General features: G+C 62.3%; 14 protein-coding genes and 1 tRNA gene. 7 read left to right on the top strand and 8 right to left on the bottom strand.

What is annotated here, in order from left to right:
* Positions 1-64: 64 nt before the first annotated feature.
* From H928_RS30560 to H928_RS31310, 4 genes are all read left to right on the top strand, one after another.
* Positions 65-610: a DUF4406 domain-containing protein gene (locus H928_RS30560; protein ID WP_021025304.1), complete on the top strand. Its 546-nt coding sequence runs from the start codon at positions 65-67 to the stop codon at positions 608-610.
* On the top strand, positions 607-1,089 hold the full coding sequence (locus H928_RS0103680) for a hypothetical protein (RefSeq protein WP_021025303.1): 483 nt from the start codon (positions 607-609) through the stop codon (positions 1,087-1,089). The genes H928_RS30560 and H928_RS0103680 overlap by 4 nt, the downstream gene beginning before the upstream one ends.
* A 93-nt stretch (positions 1,090-1,182) precedes the next feature.
* Positions 1,183-1,362 carry an AlpA family transcriptional regulator gene (locus tag H928_RS0103675; protein ID WP_148293027.1) on the top strand — a complete coding sequence of 60 codons (180 nt, stop codon included), beginning with the start codon at positions 1,183-1,185 and terminating at the stop codon, positions 1,360-1,362.
* Positions 1,363-1,478: 116 nt separating this feature from the next.
* Positions 1,479-2,321, top strand: a complete 843-nt coding sequence (locus H928_RS31310) for an HNH endonuclease (RefSeq protein ID WP_148293026.1) — start codon at positions 1,479-1,481, stop codon at positions 2,319-2,321.
* On the opposite strand, the gene H928_RS25980 is transcribed toward H928_RS31310, so the two are convergent.
* From H928_RS25980 to H928_RS0103645, 6 genes are all read right to left on the bottom strand, one after another.
* Positions 2,242-3,474: a site-specific integrase gene (locus tag H928_RS25980; RefSeq protein ID WP_021025301.1), complete on the bottom strand. Its 1,233-nt coding sequence runs from the start codon at positions 3,472-3,474 to the stop codon at positions 2,242-2,244. The two genes, H928_RS31310 and H928_RS25980, sit on opposite strands and share 80 nt — an antisense overlap.
* A 177-nt stretch (positions 3,475-3,651) precedes the next feature.
* Positions 3,652-3,739, bottom strand: a tRNA-Ser gene (locus H928_RS0103665).
* A gap of 68 nt (positions 3,740-3,807) precedes the next feature.
* A complete protein-coding gene (locus H928_RS0103660) occupies positions 3,808-5,466 on the bottom strand; it encodes a Na/Pi cotransporter family protein (protein ID WP_021025300.1) in 1,659 nt (552 codons plus the stop codon).
* 203 nt (positions 5,467-5,669) lie between these two features.
* Positions 5,670-6,188, bottom strand: a complete 519-nt coding sequence (lspA, locus tag H928_RS0103655) for a signal peptidase II (protein WP_021025299.1) — start codon at positions 6,186-6,188, stop codon at positions 5,670-5,672.
* Entirely contained in the window at positions 6,188-9,043 is a 2,856-nt protein-coding gene (ileS, locus tag H928_RS0103650; protein ID WP_021025298.1) for an isoleucine--tRNA ligase, read from the bottom strand. The genes lspA and ileS overlap by 1 nt, the downstream gene beginning before the upstream one ends.
* Positions 9,044-9,192: 149 nt before the next feature.
* Entirely contained in the window at positions 9,193-10,233 is a 1,041-nt protein-coding gene (locus H928_RS0103645) for a bifunctional riboflavin kinase/FAD synthetase (protein ID WP_021025297.1), read from the bottom strand.
* A 202-nt stretch (positions 10,234-10,435) separates the two neighbouring features.
* On the opposite strand from H928_RS0103645, the gene H928_RS0103640 reads away from it, so the two are divergent.
* The gene (locus H928_RS0103640; protein ID WP_027010515.1) at positions 10,436-10,993 is read left to right on the top strand and encodes an HNH endonuclease; all 558 of its coding nucleotides are present in this window, start codon (positions 10,436-10,438) and stop codon (positions 10,991-10,993) included.
* 84 nt (positions 10,994-11,077) lie between these two features.
* Here the strand turns inward: H928_RS0103640 and H928_RS0103635 are convergent, their stop codons facing one another.
* Positions 11,078-12,397, bottom strand: a complete 1,320-nt coding sequence (locus H928_RS0103635; protein WP_021025295.1) for a methyltransferase — start codon at positions 12,395-12,397, stop codon at positions 11,078-11,080.
* 120 nt (positions 12,398-12,517) lie between these two features.
* Here H928_RS0103635 and purN point away from each other — a divergent pair, with 120 nt between their 5' ends.
* Positions 12,518-13,099: a phosphoribosylglycinamide formyltransferase gene (purN, locus tag H928_RS0103630; protein ID WP_021025294.1), complete on the top strand. Its 582-nt coding sequence runs from the start codon at positions 12,518-12,520 to the stop codon at positions 13,097-13,099.
* Between the two features lie 16 nt (positions 13,100-13,115).
* On the opposite strand, the gene H928_RS25975 is transcribed toward purN, so the two are convergent.
* Complete coding sequence (locus H928_RS25975; RefSeq protein WP_043338519.1) at positions 13,116-13,361, bottom strand: DUF1653 domain-containing protein; 246 nt, start codon at positions 13,359-13,361, stop codon at positions 13,116-13,118.
* A gap of 125 nt (positions 13,362-13,486) precedes the next feature.
* Here H928_RS25975 and H928_RS0103620 point away from each other — a divergent pair.
* The coding region (locus H928_RS0103620) for a M48 family metallopeptidase (protein WP_021025292.1) at positions 13,487-15,019 on the top strand (1,533 nt) is incomplete at its 3' end.

The raw sequence follows: 15,019 nt of genomic DNA, 5'->3' as shown, positions 1-15,019 counted from the left end.
CAATTTCTTGGCTGGCCAGAGCAGCGCACAAACCCAATTTGGCTAAATAAAGATTGGATTGCATATGACCAAAATCTACATTGCCGGCCCAATGACTGGCCTGCCTGAGTTCAACTACCCCGCATTCAATGCCGCAGCCGCTGAGCTGCGAGCCCTGGGGCATGAAGTTTTCAACCCGGCCGAGAATCGCGTGCCAGCCTGCGGAAGCTGGGCAGGGTACATGCGCCAAGCACTGGCCCAGCTGCTGCAATGCGAGGCCATCTACCTGCTGCCCGGATGGATCCGCAGCAAAGGCGCAAGACTGGAAAGCCGTGTCGCTACCGATTTGGGACTGGTGCGCATGTTTAGCCCAGCGGAGGCAGAGCGCATGGCACGGCTGGCTGCAGCAATTGCCGAAGCCCAGGCACAGGGATCACGCGTGGCAGTGGTGGAGGGATCGCCCGTTTTCTTCTCCTGCGAAGGTGACCACGAGGCACGTTGCAAAAGTTCAAACACCCAGCAGTGCGACGAATGCGAGGGTTTCGGTACTGTGAACGACAGCCAGGATGATTGCCCCAGTTGCGGTGGTGATGGCTGGATCTACACCTCTGATGCGGGAGACGCGCCATGACTGTGCCCAACCACAGCCGCGCCATGAAGAGCGGCCTATACCGCAAGGCGGCGCCAATGATGGCGCTGATGGTGCGCAAGAACATGGAGGCCGAATACACCAGCGTGGGGCTGCACTGCGTTCAGGCCGATCACCAGTCAAACCAGACCGAGCTGCTCGCCCGCCTGGCCTACCTGCTTGGAATGGGCGCCGAGATTGCGCGAGCCATTCCGGTGGCCGGCGACAACCGGCCAGGCCTGCACCAGGCGCTGGCCACCGTGGTGGACATGGCGGTGGACGGGCACCGCTGGGATTCCAGCTGGGGCGCCCAGCTGTCTCTGGCCGCCGATATCAGCATTGATCTGTTCTGCAGCTACCGCGACCTGGCCCGAAGGTTTGAGCCTGGCGCACGCCTGCTGTCGCGGCATGTGCTGGCGGGCACGGGGAGGGCCGATGTGATCAGACCGGTGGAATTCCCGATCGGGAATGAAATGGCCTAAGTGGTGTGTCTGGGTGCTGAATATTCCCGATCGGGAATTCCAACCGAATCAACGAAGCGTAATTAGGGAGAAATGGCCGTGGGCATTCACCGCATGAACAAAGAAGAAGTACTGGCAGAAATGGACGTGGCCGAAATGACGCTGCGCAACCTGATCGAGAACCACGGTTTCCCGCACCCGCGCAAGGCGGGGCCTCAAAAGCTGTTTTGGCTGGTCAGCGAAATTGTGACCTGGTTGGAGAGCTGTCCCAAGGCTTGGACCAACGTCGTCTGAAAGGCCTGTAGAAGTGGGTGGCAGTTCAACCACTCATCATAATTAAGCGTACTATGTGCGTTCGGAACCACTCTAGCGGTTTCGCCAAGGTAGCTCCTAGATATTAGGGATTTATGATGAGTAAGATATTTGAAGCTGTAGGCGAATGTATTTATTGTGGAAGTACTGATAATCTAACTGATGAGCATGTAGTTCCGTATGGAATAAATGGTGACATGCTGCTGCCTAAATCAAGCTGTTTAGCCTGCAATAAGATTACCTCAAAATTTGAGCAAATAATTTTGAAAGGAATTATGCAGGATGCCAGGAATGTTGGTGGATTAAAAACAAGAAATAAAAAAAGTAGATCGAAAACAGTTAATTTTAAAATTATAAAAAAAGATGAAAGTGTTGAAGAGTTAGTTTTGCCTATTAACGATGCCGTAGCATTTTTGCATGTTCCTGTTTATACTGATGCGAATTACCCTTACGGGGGCGTACCAGGCAAGGGGGCGCAGATCAATGGCTTAGAGATTGTGAAATTCGGTAGAGACTTAGAACCCTTTTTGGTAAGCCGGGATGCTATAGGGTTTGCGGGGCATGTAAGGATTGATGCGAATGCGTTCGGTAAGATGTTAGCGAAAATTGCGTATTCTTTTTACATTGGCGAAAAAGGAGTATTCTCTAGGAGTGAAAGCCCGGCGCTTGCGTTAATTAAGGGTGAGGTGACTGAAACAAGCAATTGGGTAGGGAGTTCCTTTGTTCCGATATCCAATGAAAAGCCAATTGGACTTCACAGAATTGCAATACAGACAGTCAATTTAAAGAATGGTTCGCAGGTGGATTTAGTATTGATTCAATTGTTCGCCATGGCTAAAACTTGCACCTATGAGGTTGTCGTTAAGGCAGCGGATTGGAAGAGCTTCTCGAAAAGAGAGGGGATGGAACCGATAGAGCATAATCTGCCCACTCCTGCATAATCACCGCCCTTTTTTCAAGCATATCGCCGCGTCTATACGCGGCTTCTGTTTTTGTGTCGATGGAGTGTGCAAGGCAAAGCTCGATGGCATCCCGGTGGTGCTGGGTGCATTCGCCCGCCCAGTCGCGGAAGGTAGAGCGGAAACCATGCGGCACCGCTTCGGGATGGTGCCGGCGCATCACTGCGGTCAGTGCCATATCAGAGAGCATGCCCCCTCGATTGGACGCAAACACCAAATCATCTGGCGCGCCTGGCTTCCGCAGCTGCAGCAGCGCGACCGCCTGGCGAGGTAGTGGCACACGGTGGGGCCGATCCATCTTCATGCGCGCAGCTGGCAGCTGCCATGTGCCAGCAGTTAGGTCTAGCTCGCCCCACCGCATGCCGCGCAGTTCGCTGGATCGGGTGGCCGTCAAAATGAGCATTTGCAGTGCGCGTGCGCTTTCCCCTTTCACACCGCAGATGCGCTGATACACGGCAGGAAGCTCGGCGAATGGAACAGCTGGGTGATGTTGAACGGGGGCAATCTTCTTTGGGTCGGCCAGGATGTGTTCCAGCTGCCCCCGCCACCGTGCAGGATTGGATCCGGAACGGTGGCCATGTGCGGTCGACCAATCCATGATCTGCTCGATACGGCCCCGCACGCGACTGGCCGTCTCTGTTTTCGTGTGCCAGATTGGGGCTAGAACTTTCAGCACATGGGATTGGTCGATATCGGCCACGTTGAGCTGCCCGCAAATTGGAAAAGCGTACTTCTCAAGGGTGTTGCGCCACTGCTGCCCGTGCTTGATATTTTTCCAGGTGGCTTCATGCTCAGTAATGAAAAGATCGGCAGCTTGAGCGAATGGCATCTGTCGGGCAACGGCAAGCCGCGCGGATTCGCGCACCTCTGCGCGTGCCTGCAATGGATCGCTGCCGCCAATGCGCAGGTTCAGCGCAGCGCGCGCAGCTTCGCGGGCTGCAGCAAGACCCACAGCGGGATAGCTCCCCAGGCCCATGCGACGGCGTGAGCCCTGGTGCGTGTACCGATAGACCCATACGCGCGACCCGCCAATGATCTGCAGGTATAGACCCATCACACCGCCAACGGCGTGGGCACCTTCCTCTCGCAAGCGAGACACTTCCAGGGCAGTCTTTTCTAAAATTCTTTTCGGCATGAGGTAAATCTATAGGCCAACATCTAGGCCATAAAAATTTAGATTGAGCGGTTGCAGGCTTTGTGCGAACACTGGATATAACAACAGTAAACACAGCGTAACACGTTGCCGAATATAGAGCAAGAGGCCGAAAATGGGCAAGAAAAAAGCACCCTCGGTGGGGTGCTTTTGCTGTTCTGGCGGAAGCTCAGGGATTCGAACCCTGGAACCCTTTCGGGTTGCCGGTTTTCAAGACCGGTGCAATCGACCACTCTGCCAAACTTCCTGCTGGCTGCTGGGCGGAGTGGTCGCCTCGCAGCATCAGGGATTGTATGCGAATTCCGGCCCGCTGCCTCAGTGGCGGGCGGGTTCGGGATCGTCCTTGAGGCGGCTATGGGCCAACGCGCCGGCCGCTTCCAGGATCGGGTAGGCAACCGAGCACAGCAGCGAATTGATGCGCTTCAAGTCGCTGATCAGGTCGATGTGCAGCGAGCTGGTCTCGATGCTGGGGACGGTGTTGTGCGACAGGCGCTCCAGGTGCGAGGCGGAATAGGCGAGTTCCAGGTCGCGGAAGCGCGCTTTTTCTTCGAGCAGCTTTTGCGCATCGCGCACATTGCCCGAGAGGAACACGCTCATCGCCAGGCGCAGGTTGTCCAGCAGGTGGGCATGCAGCTCGTTGATTTCTTCCATGCCCTGCTTGCTGAACTGGCGGCGCTTCTTGATCTTCTTGTTCTCGACGTCGGTGAGCACGCGCTCGATGATGTCGCCGATCTGCTCCATGTTGATCGTGAAGTTGATCACTTCGGTCCAGCGCTGGCTCTCGCGCTCGTCCAGTTCGGCGCGCGAGATCTTGGTCATGTAGTACTTGATGGCCGAGTACAGCTCATCGACCGTGTCATCGAGCTTGCGCAGGTCTTGCGACAGCTGCTGGTTGTCGGTCTGCACGACGTTATGCAGGCCAATCAGCATGGATTCGACCACATCGGCCTGGTGCAGCGCTTCACGCGCGGCGCAGGAGATGGCCAGCGACGGGGTGGACAGGGCTGAGGCGTCAAGGTGGCGCGGGCGCTGGGGGCCCTTGTTGGCTTCCTCCTTGGGCAGCAGTTTGCGCATCCAGTCGCCGATCACGCCGGTGAACCAGATAAAGCCCAGCGTGTTGAGGATGTTGAAGGCCAGGTGGAACAGCACCGCCGAGCGGCCTGCATCGTTGATGTAGGGCATCGCATAGGTGACCCACAAGCCGACAAACGGCGAGACGATGGCCACGCCCATGATCTTGAAGATCAGGTTGCCGATGGTGACCTGGCGCACTTCGATGCTGGATTTGGCCGTTTGCAGCACGGCCAGCACACCGCTGCCCAGGTTGGCGCCCAGCACCAGGCCCAGGGCCATGTCGCCGGTGATGGCGCCCGACGCGGCCATGGCGGCGATCAGCAGCACGATGGCCAGGCTCGAGTAGGCGATGACGGCCAGGATCGCGCCCAGCAGCAGCTCCATGAAGAAGTCGCTCTTGACGCTGACCAGCAGGGTGCGCACGGCCTCGGATGCGAGCAGGGGCTCGGTGGCCTCGACGATCAGGCGCAGCGCCAGCAGCATCAGGCCCAGGCCGATAAAGACGCGGCCTACGCGTCCGGGCGTGGAATCCTGCTTGGAGATGAACAGCACGACGCCCGAGAAAATCAGCAGCGGCGAGAGCCAGGAGAGGTCGGTGGAGAACAGCACCGCCATCAAGGCGGTGCCCACGTCGGCGCCGCGCATGACCGACAAGGCGGCGGTGAGCGGTATCAGGCCCTGGCCGACGAAGGACGCGGTCATCAGGGAGGTGGCACTGCTGGACTGGACGAGGGCCGTGACCCCGATGCCCGAGAGCATCGCGGTAAAGCGGTTGCTCATACTGCGCGCCAGTAGGTTGCGGAGGTTGGCGCCAAAGACGCGCAGCACCCCTGTGCGCACCATATGAGAGCCCCACACCAGCAGCGCAATGGCGGCAAGAAGATTGAGCAAGTGTTTCATAAGGCGAACCGGACACTATACCCCTGATAAGCGCGCCGCGCTGTAGGGCGAATGCCAATGTGTCTCTTTTTATGCAGGCCAGGCGGCGATGGGCGCCTGGCAGCGGCTGTTGTGGAGGCGGGTAGGCCACCGATAAAAAACACCGCCGTCGCATGGCGAGGGCGGTGCCTGGGTATTGGCTATAAACGCGGCGGAAAGCCTGATCAGCTTTTTTCGCCCCGGCGCATGCGCAGCAGCTCGTCCAGAATCAGCAAGAAGGCGCCCAGGCAAATGGCCGAATCGGCCAGGTTGAAGGCCGGGAAATGGCTGCCCATCCAGTGGAAGTCGAGCATGTCAACCACATAGCCGTGGCGCATGCGGTCGACCACATTGCCGATGGCGCCGCCCATGATGCAGCTGAGTGCCAGGCAAAACAGGGACTTGTGACTGTGGCGGTAGAGCTGCCAGACGATGACGGCCGTCACCACCACCCCAATGCCGGTGAACAGCCAGCGCTGCCAGCCGCCGGCGCTGGCCAGGAACGAGAACGCCGCGCCGGGGTTGTGCGCCCGCACGATGTTGAAAAAGCCGGTGATCGTGGTGTAGTCACCCAGCTGGTAGTGGGCCAGGATCCATTCCTTGCTCCACTGGTCCAGCCAGAAAATCACCGCAGCAATCACCAGCCACAGCACAAACCGGCCTTTGCCGGCGCTGCCCACAGCAGGGGTGGCGGCGGCGTTCATCAGGCCATCAGGCGGGTTTCACCCGCGCCATGGAGGTTGCTGTCGCAGCGGCCGCACAGGGTGGGGTGGGCCGGGTTCTGGCCCACATCGTCGCGGTAGTGCCAGCAGCGCTCGCACTTGGCCTTGTCCGATGGGTTGACGGCCACGCTCAGCGCATCACCGGCAGCCACCGTGGCGGCCGAGGTGATCAGCACGAACTTCAGGTCGTCGGCCAGGGTCTGCAGCAGCGCCAGGTCCTCGGGCTGGGCGCTGATGGCTACCTCGGCCTGCAGCGACGCGCCCACCTTGCCATCGGCACGCAGGGTCTCGATGTCCTTGTTGACCACATCGCGGATCTCGCGGATGCGCGCCCACTTGGCCAGCAGCGCCTCGTCGCCGGCGGGCAGGTCGCAGAATTTCTCCAGGAAGATGGTTTCGCTGTTGCCGACGATCTTCCAGGCCTCTTCGGCGGTGAAGGACAGGAAGGGCGCCATCCAGCGCAGCATCGCCTGGGTGATCTGGTGCAGCGCGGTCTGGGCCGAGCGGCGTGCCAGGCTGCCTTCGGCGCTGGTGTAGAGGCGGTCCTTGAGGACGTCCAGGTAGAAGCCGCCCAGGTCCTCGGAGCAGAACAGCTGCAGTTTGGCCACCACGGGGTGGAACTCATAGACCTTGTAGTGCGCCAGCAGCTCGGCCTGGAACTGCGCCGAGCGGGCCAGGGCCCAGCGGTCGATCTCGAGCATGTCCTCGTAGGCGACCGCATCTTTGGCGGCGTCGAAGTCGCTGATGTTGGCCATCAGGAAGCGCAAGGTATTGCGGATGCGGCGGTAGGCATCGACCACGCGGGCGAGGATCTTGTCGTCGATACCCAGGTCGCCCGAGTAGTCGGTCGAGGCCACCCACAGGCGGATGATCTCGGCGCCCATCTTGTTGCTCACATCCTGCGGCGCGACGGTGTTGCCCACCGACTTGGACATCTTCTTGCCCTGGCCGTCGACGGTGAAACCGTGGGTCAGCAGGCCCTTGTAGGGCGCGCGGCCAAAGATGGCCGAGGCCAGCAGCAAGGAGCTGTGGAACCAGCCACGGTGCTGGTCATGGCCTTCCAGGTACAGGTCGGCCTCGGGGCCGCTGTCATGGTGGTGCTCGGCGTGGGTGCCGCGCAGCACATGCCAGAAGGTCGAGCCCGAGTCGAACCAGACTTCCAGGATGTCGGTGCTCTTGGTGTAGAGCTTGGCCTCGTCGGCGCCCAGGATCTCTTCACCGGTCACACGGCTCCAGGCCTCGATGCCGCCTTCTGCGACGATGCCCACGGCCTGGTCCAGGATCTCCATCGTGCGCGGGTGCAGCGCGCCCGTGTCCACATGCAGGAAGAAGGGGATGGGCACGCCCCAGCTGCGCTGGCGCGAGATGCACCAGTCGGGCCGGCCGGCGATCATCGCGCGCAGGCGCTCCTGGCCGTTTTCCGGGTAGAAGCTGGTGTGCTCGATGGCGTCCAGCGCGATCTGGCGCAAGGTCTGTGCGGGCTTCTGGGCCGGGTCGGTGAACACGCCTTCGCCTTCATCCATGCGGATGAACCACTGGGCGGCGGCGCGGTAGATCACCGGCGTCTTGTGGCGCCAGCAATGCGGGTAGCTGTGGGTGATGGTCTTGGTGTCCATCAGGCGGCCGGCAACCTTGAGCGCGTCCAGGATGACGGGCACGGCCTTCCAGATGTGCTGGCCACCAAACAGCGGCAGCTCGGGCTCATAGACACCATTGCCCTGCACCGGGTTGAGGATGTCCTTGTAGTCCATGCCGTTGTTCACGCAGGAGTTGAAGTCATCCAGACCGTAGGCAGGCGCCGAGTGCACGATACCGGTACCGTCGTCGGCCGTGGCGTAATCGGCCAGGTAGACGGGCGAGATGCGGTCATAGCCCTTGTCCACATGGGCCAGCGGGTGCTTGAAGGGCATGTGGTCCAGCACCTTGCCGGGGGCCGATGCGATCACCTTGCCTTCGATGCCCCAACGCTCCATGCACTTGTCCACCAGCGCGCTGGCCAGCACCAGCATGCCGCGCTCGGTATCGACCAGGCTGTATTCCAGCTCGGGGTTGACGTTCAAGGCCTGGTTGGCCGGGATGGTCCAGGCGGTGGTCGTCCAGATGACGATGAAGGCTTCCTTGTCGAGCTTGGCCAGGCCAAAGGCAGCTGCCAGCTTGGCCGGGTCGGCCGCCGGGAACATCACATCCAGCGTCTGGCTTTGCTTGTCGGCGTATTCGATCTCGAACTCGGCCAGCGACGAGGCGCAGTCAAAGCACCAGTAGACGGGCTTGAGGCCCCGGTAGACAAAACCCCGCTCCATGACCTTCTTGAGCGCGCGCAGCTCGCCCGCCTCATTGGCATAGTTCATGGTCTTGTAGGGGTGGTCCCAGTCGCCCAGCACGCCCAGGCGCTTGAAGTCCGCCATCTGCTGGCCGATCTGCTCGGTCGCAAACGCGCGGCTCTTGGCCTGCATCTCGTCGCGGGGCAGGTTGCGGCCGTGGAGCTTTTCGATCGCGTTCTCGATCGGCAGGCCGTGGCAGTCCCAGCCTGGCGCGTACAGCGCGTCATAGCCTTCCAGTTGGCGGCTCTTGACGATCATGTCCTTGAGGATCTTGTTGACGGCGTGGCCGATGTGGATCTTGCCGTTGGCGTAGGGTGGGCCGTCGTGCAGGATGAACTTGGGTGCGCCGCTGCGGGCATCACGCAGGCGCTTGTAGATGCCTTGGTCCTCCCAGTCCTTGACCCAGCCCGGCTCGCGCTTGGGCAGATCGCCGCGCATCGGAAACGGGGTGTCGGGCATGTTCAAGGTGGCGCGGTACGCAGAGGCCTTTTCTGCGGGGGACGATTTGTCGGACATAAATACCTTCAAAGCAAAACATGGTCCTGATCCGGGCGGGGTGATCATGCCGGTCAGTGGAAAAATGTATAGCGCAGAAGCGTTGTCTGACGTGCACGTGGTGCAGGCGAGTGCGGACTTCTGCGCGGCACGGCGCAGTCAAGTCAGCGTCAAATTCGGTCGCGCGTGGTCTGGCGACGGGTTTCGGCGTGGCTCGCCGTATGGAAGAAGGCACGGGCATCCGCGCAGTCCTTGGCAATCCCTGTGGTCAGGGCGTCCAGACTGTCGTATTTGAGCTCGTCGTGCAGTTTGTGTAGAAGTTCCACTCGGATGATTTTACCGTATGCCCCGTCTCCACCCAGTTCCGCGGGCCATTGCAGGCAATGGGTCTCCAGCAGCACGCGGCCGCCGTTGACGTCATTCGGGTCCAGCGAGGGGCGCACGCCCAGGTTGGCCACGCCCGGCAGCGGCTGGGCCGACAGGCCATGCACCAGCACGACAAAGATGCCGCTGGCAGCCGGTTTCCAATGGTCAAAGCGCAGGTTCAAGGTGCGAAAGCCATCAGCCGCGCCCGCGCGGCTTTCGGCCAGCTGGCGGCCCAGCTTGCGGCCATGCACCACATGGCCCGATATCGCATAGGGGTAGCCCAGCAGCTTGGCCGCTGCCGGCATATCGCCCTGGCCCAGCGCCTGGCGCACCGCCGTGCTGGACACGCGCAGGCCATCGGACTCGTAGCTGTTCATGCGCGCCACATCAAAGCCCTGCTTGCGGCCGGCCTCGACCAGCATCGCGTAATCGCCCGCGCGCTGGTGGCCAAAGCGGAAATCATCGCCCACCAGCAGGTAGCCGGTGCCCAGCCCCTTGAGCAGCACATCGTCGATAAAGGCCTGTGGGGCTTGCGCAGCCAGGCGTGCGTTGAAGGGCAGCACAATCGTCTGGTCGATGCCGCATTGGGCGAGCTGGTCGAGCTTGTCGCGCAAGGTGGAGATGCGGGCAGGCGCCAGGTCGGGCTTGTTCAGCACCTGGGCAAAGTAGTCGCGCGGATGGGGCTCGAAGGTGAGCGCGCAGCTGGCCAGACCCCGGCGCTGCGCCTCGCTGCGCAGCAGCGCCAGCATGGCCTGGTGGCCCCGGTGCACCCCGTCAAAATTGCCAATGGTCAGGGCGCAGTGCCGGGTGACCTCGGGGTGGTCAAGTCCTCTGAAGATTTTCATCTTTGCTTTGTTTTTTGTAGCGGCTTGCGCTTTCGAGCCGAGCGCTGGTGTGCAATTTCACAATAAAAGTGTATATTGGCCATTATGACTTGGTGCCCGGGTCTGCGTGCAGCATGTGCGTGGGTCGCGGCATTTTTCGTGGCCAGGCGCTGCGCGGGTCAACGGTATTTCGGTTCAATTCCCAATGCGCAGGAGGCCCATTGTGAAGGTGTTGAAGTTATCGGCAAGTGGCGTTCCGCAATCCTGGATCACGTTGCAGGAGGCGGTGACGCACTACGCAGCAGGTGATGTGCGCTGGGAGGCGGGCTCGAGCGTCGCCTGTTTCCGCGGCGGGCATAACGCCATCACCGGCCTGCAGTCACGCATCGAGGTGGCCAGCATCATCGGCACCCGTGGCAAGCCCGGCATCGACCCCTTTGCGATGCGCATGACCCTCACCAACAGCAAGCTGTTTGGCCGTGACCGCCATATCTGCGCCTACTGCGGCGAGCATTTTGACGAAGAGCACCTGACCCGCGAGCATGTCATTCCGGTGTCCCAAAAGGGGCCCGATACCTGGATGAATGTGGTGACGGCCTGCGCCTCCTGCAACCACCACAAGGCAGGCCGCACGCCCGAGCAGGCGCATATGCCGCTGCTCTATGCGCCCTACACCCCCAGCCTCTGGGAAGACTTTATCCTGCGCAACCGCCGCATCCTGACTGACCAGATGGAGTTCTTGATGGCCCATGTGCCCAAGAGCTCGCGCTTGACGGCTTGAGCGCTGCCGTCGCCATCCCCAGCAAAAAGGCCTTGTCGCAAGACAAGGCCTTTTCCGTTGGCGGGGTCTCAGAGCGGTGGGCTATCAGGCCTCCTTGGGCTTGTAGGCGGTGACCACAAAACCATCGACGGCCTGGCCCGCTTCCATGCGCAGCTCCACATCGCGCGTGTCGACACGGTCAAAGCCGGCAGCCTTGGCCAGGCGCACGGTGCTGCTCAAGGTGTGGGTGTAGCGGCCAAAGGGCTGCAGCTGGCTGTCCGGGCCGGTGACATCACCGTGCTCGCAGGAGAAGATCAGCACGCCGCCGGGGGTCAGCACGCGGTAGGCATCGGCCAGGGTTTGCTGCAGGTCGCCGACATAGATCAGCACATCCAGCGCGGTGATGGCCTCGAAGGTGTTGGCCGGGGTAGCGGCCAGCGCTTCGAGCAGGTTGACCTGGTGGAACTTGTAGTAGACCTTGTGCTTGGCCGCTTGCTCGAGCATCTTGGCCGACATGTCCACACCCATGATGTAACCATCGATGGCGCCCAGCGTCGCACCCAGCAGGCCGGTGCCGCAGCCCAGGTCCAGCAGGTTGAAGCGGCGGTTGGGGTAGATCTGCAGCAGCTGGTCGGCCACCTGCTTGGGCAGTTGGTAGGCCAGATGGCGCACCATATGCATGTCATAGACCGAAGCCATTTCGTCGAACATGTGGGTGGTCAGCTCGACCGGCACATGCGCGGGCACCTGGCCCTGGGCCAGCTGGTGGTAGTACTGGTAGACCTTGTCATCGGGCTGCAGTGCCAGCAGTGCCGTGGTATCGGGCAGGGCCTCTTGCATGGTGCCGCGCGCTTGCAGCATCTGCACCCGGCCGATACGGGCCAGATGGTCTTTCGGATCTTCGTCGATCAGCGGACCAAACACGGCCAGTGCTTCGTCGTACTGGCGCACGGTGCCCAGGTCGACCGCCAGATAGCGGCGCAGAATGCGGTCCTCGGGGGTCAGCTCCAGCACGCGGCGCAGGTGGCGGATGGCCATCTCGGTATTGCCAACGCGGTGGGCGATATCAACGACGCCGGCAATCACGCGGGCATTGTTGGGCTCCAGCGCAATCACTTTCTCGGCGGCAGCCATGGCATCGTGCTCGCGGTTATGGCGTGCATACAGCAGGGCTTGCTCCAGAATGCCGGGCGCCCAGTCCGGGGCCAGGGTTTCGCAGCGCTGCATCGCATCGATGGCGCCACGCAGGTTGCCCGACTTCTCGGCCATCAGGCCGGCCAGCATAAACAGGCGCGCATCGCGTGGCGAGCGCTGGCGTGCATCGTTGAGGGTTTGGGCTGCACCCGTGAGGTTGCCCACAGCAATCTGGTGGCGGGCGGTTTCGAGGAATTTGCGAATCGGATCGACAGGTGCTTTTGCGCTCATGGAGTAACTGCGGGCGAGCCCGTAAACGTGGCTGTGAATTCAGTAAAGCCTTTGATTATCCGCCATTTGAGGCCGCGGCGTGTTTCGGGACGTTCGCCGCCCTGCGATAATGCCGCCTCCATGAAAAACATCGTCATCCTGATCTCTGGCAGCGGCTCCAATATGGCGGCCATCGTGCGAACCGCGCAGCAAGAGCGCTGGCAGGAGACCCTGGGGGCGAGGGTGGCGGCCGTGGTGAGCAACAAGGCCCAGGCCGGCGGACTGCAGTTTGCCCAGCAGCAGGGCATTGCCACCGCCGTGGTGGACCACAAGGCCTACGACAGCCGCGAGAGCTTTGACGCAGCGCTGATGCAGTGCATCGATGCCCATGCCCCGTCCCTGGTGGTACTGGCCGGTTTCATGCGCATTCTGACCCCCGGTTTTGTTGCGCACTACAGCGGCCGGCTCATCAACATCCACCCCTCGCTGCTACCAGCCTTTGCCGGGCTGCACACCCACCAGCGCGCGATCGATGCCGGTTGCAGGTTTGCCGGCTGCTCGGTGCACCAGGTCACGGCCGATCTGGATGCCGGCCCCATCCTGGAGCAGGGCCTGGTGCCCGTGCTGCCGGGCGACACGGCCGAGCTGCTGGCCGCGCGCGTGCTGGTGCAAGAGCACCAGATCTACCCCAAGGCGGTGCGCGCGCTGTTGCAGGCGCGCTGAGCGCTGCGCAACGCTGTCACACCTGGTCAGGCGTCTCGGTCTGTGGCGTATAAGCCGCAAACCGGGGCTGGCGCTGGCCGTTCACTTCCACGTCCTCGCTGAACATGGCCGCTGGCCGCACCCACCAGCCGTAATCGCCATACAGCGCCTGGTAGACCACCAGCCACTCGCGCGTCTCGCTGTGCTGGGCCAGCTGCCAGACCTGGTAGAGCCGGCCTTTGTAGTGGCGGTAGAGTCCGGGCGAAATAGCTGGTGCTGGCATCGGGTGCTGTTCCATAATCTGAAAAAATAACCAAGCCTAGCAGATGCGCCCGCCTGCACATGCCGACATGGCCCGTGCGCGCCAGGCACCAGCGCTGCGCGGCCAGAACCTGTTCGGAGGGTGGGGTGGAGCAGATAGATTTTGTGCAGCGGGTCGATGCCTATACGCGCGCCGCTGCATCAGAGCCGGCGGTTTTCCGCCGCCATGTCTTTGGCATGCTGCTGCTGGCGGGGCTGTGGATCTGGGGCGGTCTGCTGCTGGGCCTGGTCTTGCTGGCCTGGTCAGTGCTGTCCTTGGTCTACCTTGGATTCCATGGATTGCAGATCTTTGGGCTGTTTGCCGGCTTGGCACTGCTGCTGAGCGTATTGCGGTTGACGCGCTCGGACTGGGTCGCGCCCGAGGGAATCGCCGTGCCCGCTGCCGAATGCCCGCGCCTCTTTGAGGCGCTCGAGCGCGTGCGCCAGAAGGTGCGCGGCCCCCGTATCTCCCAGCTGGTGATCACCGAAGACTACGGGCTGCGCATTGCGCAGCAGATGCGGCTGGGCGGCTTGCTGCCCGCGCGCTACCACCTGCTGCTGGGCCTGCCGCTGGCGATGGCGATTGACCGGCCGCGCCTGGTGGCCATGATCGCGCAGGAATACAGCCATCTGCGCCGCCGCCAGGGCTGGCTGCAGGCCGCAGTCTACCGCGCCCGCCGCCGCCTGCAGGGGCTGCATGAGCGCCTCGCCGATGCGCGCCAGATGACGCACCTGGGCTGGGCCAATGAGCGCTTCATGCGCTGGTATTTGCCGCGCTGGTGGGCGGCCAGCTTTGTGCTGGCGCGCCAGGACGAGGCCGTTGCCGACCGCATGGCGGCCCGCTGGGTCAGCAAGCCGCTGATGGGCGAGGCACTGTCCGAGGTGGCGGTGCGCGGGCGCTGGTTCCGCGAGCAGTTCTGGACCATGCACTGGCTGCGCGCCCGCGAACTGGCCTCGCCGATAGGGCCCTTCAGCCTGATGGCCGGGGTGATGAACCACAGCATGGATGTGAACTGGGTCTACCAGGGCTGGAAGCAGGAATACCATGCACCCGCCAGCTACCAGGACACGCCCCCCAGCCTGCGTGAGCGCCTGCGGGGCCTGGATGTGCCCCCGGGCCTCACGCCCATGTCCAGCAGCAACTGCCTGGCCTGGCTGGGCAAGCGCTCGGAGCGCTGGATCGAGCTGCTCGACCAGCGCTGGTGTGTGCGCCATGGCCATGACTGGGTGGCCTACCGCCAGATCCTGAGCGCATCGGCCGTGCGCGTGGCCGCGCTGATGCCGCGCGAGCCCTACCTGGATGCCGACCAGCTGGTGGAGCTGGGCTGGCAACTGCAAAGCACCGCCTTGCAGCACCAGGATGCCCCCTTGCCGATTTACCAGCGCGCGCTGGAGCTGGAGCCGGGCAACGCCCGCGCGCTGGCCGCCTGCGCCAGCCTGCACATGGGCATGGATTGGGAGGCGCAGCTGCAGTACCTGGCGCAGGCTTTTGCGCAGCTGCCGGCGATGGGCGCGGCCTGGTGCCGGCTGGCATCGGGCGTGCTCGATGTGCTGGAGGATGAGGATTTTGACGAGGCCTCGGTGCGCCAGCTGCGCAGCGACTGGCGCGCACGCGAGGCGCTGGCCCGCACGCAGCTGCAG

This window comes from Comamonas sp. B-9, assembly GCF_000410635.1.
Classification (GTDB): domain Bacteria; phylum Pseudomonadota; class Gammaproteobacteria; order Burkholderiales; family Burkholderiaceae_C; genus Comamonas.
The sequence above is the reverse complement of the archived record's forward strand: the minus strand, read 5'-3'. Positions and strand labels throughout refer to the sequence as shown.

Coding starts and splice junctions, on each gene's coding strand:
- ileS (WP_021025298.1), bottom strand. CDS start 9,043: ATGTCCGACAAATCGTCCCCCGCAGAAAAGGCCTCTGCGTACCGCGCC.
- H928_RS0103635 (WP_021025295.1), bottom strand. CDS start 12,397: ATGAGCGCAAAAGCACCTGTCGATCCGATTCGCAAATTCCTCGAAACC.
- H928_RS30560 (WP_021025304.1), top strand. CDS start 65: ATGACCAAAATCTACATTGCCGGCCCAATGACTGGCCTGCCTGAGTTC.
- purN (WP_021025294.1), top strand. CDS start 12,518: ATGAAAAACATCGTCATCCTGATCTCTGGCAGCGGCTCCAATATGGCG.
- H928_RS0103680 (WP_021025303.1), top strand. CDS start 607: ATGACTGTGCCCAACCACAGCCGCGCCATGAAGAGCGGCCTATACCGC.
- H928_RS0103645 (WP_021025297.1), bottom strand. CDS start 10,233: ATGAAAATCTTCAGAGGACTTGACCACCCCGAGGTCACCCGGCACTGC.
- H928_RS0103675 (WP_148293027.1), top strand. CDS start 1,183: ATGAACAAAGAAGAAGTACTGGCAGAAATGGACGTGGCCGAAATGACG.
- H928_RS0103660 (WP_021025300.1), bottom strand. CDS start 5,466: ATGAAACACTTGCTCAATCTTCTTGCCGCCATTGCGCTGCTGGTGTGG.
- H928_RS25980 (WP_021025301.1), bottom strand. CDS start 3,474: ATGCCGAAAAGAATTTTAGAAAAGACTGCCCTGGAAGTGTCTCGCTTG.
- lspA (WP_021025299.1), bottom strand. CDS start 6,188: ATGAACGCCGCCGCCACCCCTGCTGTGGGCAGCGCCGGCAAAGGCCGG.
- H928_RS25975 (WP_043338519.1), bottom strand. CDS start 13,361: ATGCCAGCACCAGCTATTTCGCCCGGACTCTACCGCCACTACAAAGGC.
- H928_RS31310 (WP_148293026.1), top strand. CDS start 1,479: ATGAGTAAGATATTTGAAGCTGTAGGCGAATGTATTTATTGTGGAAGT.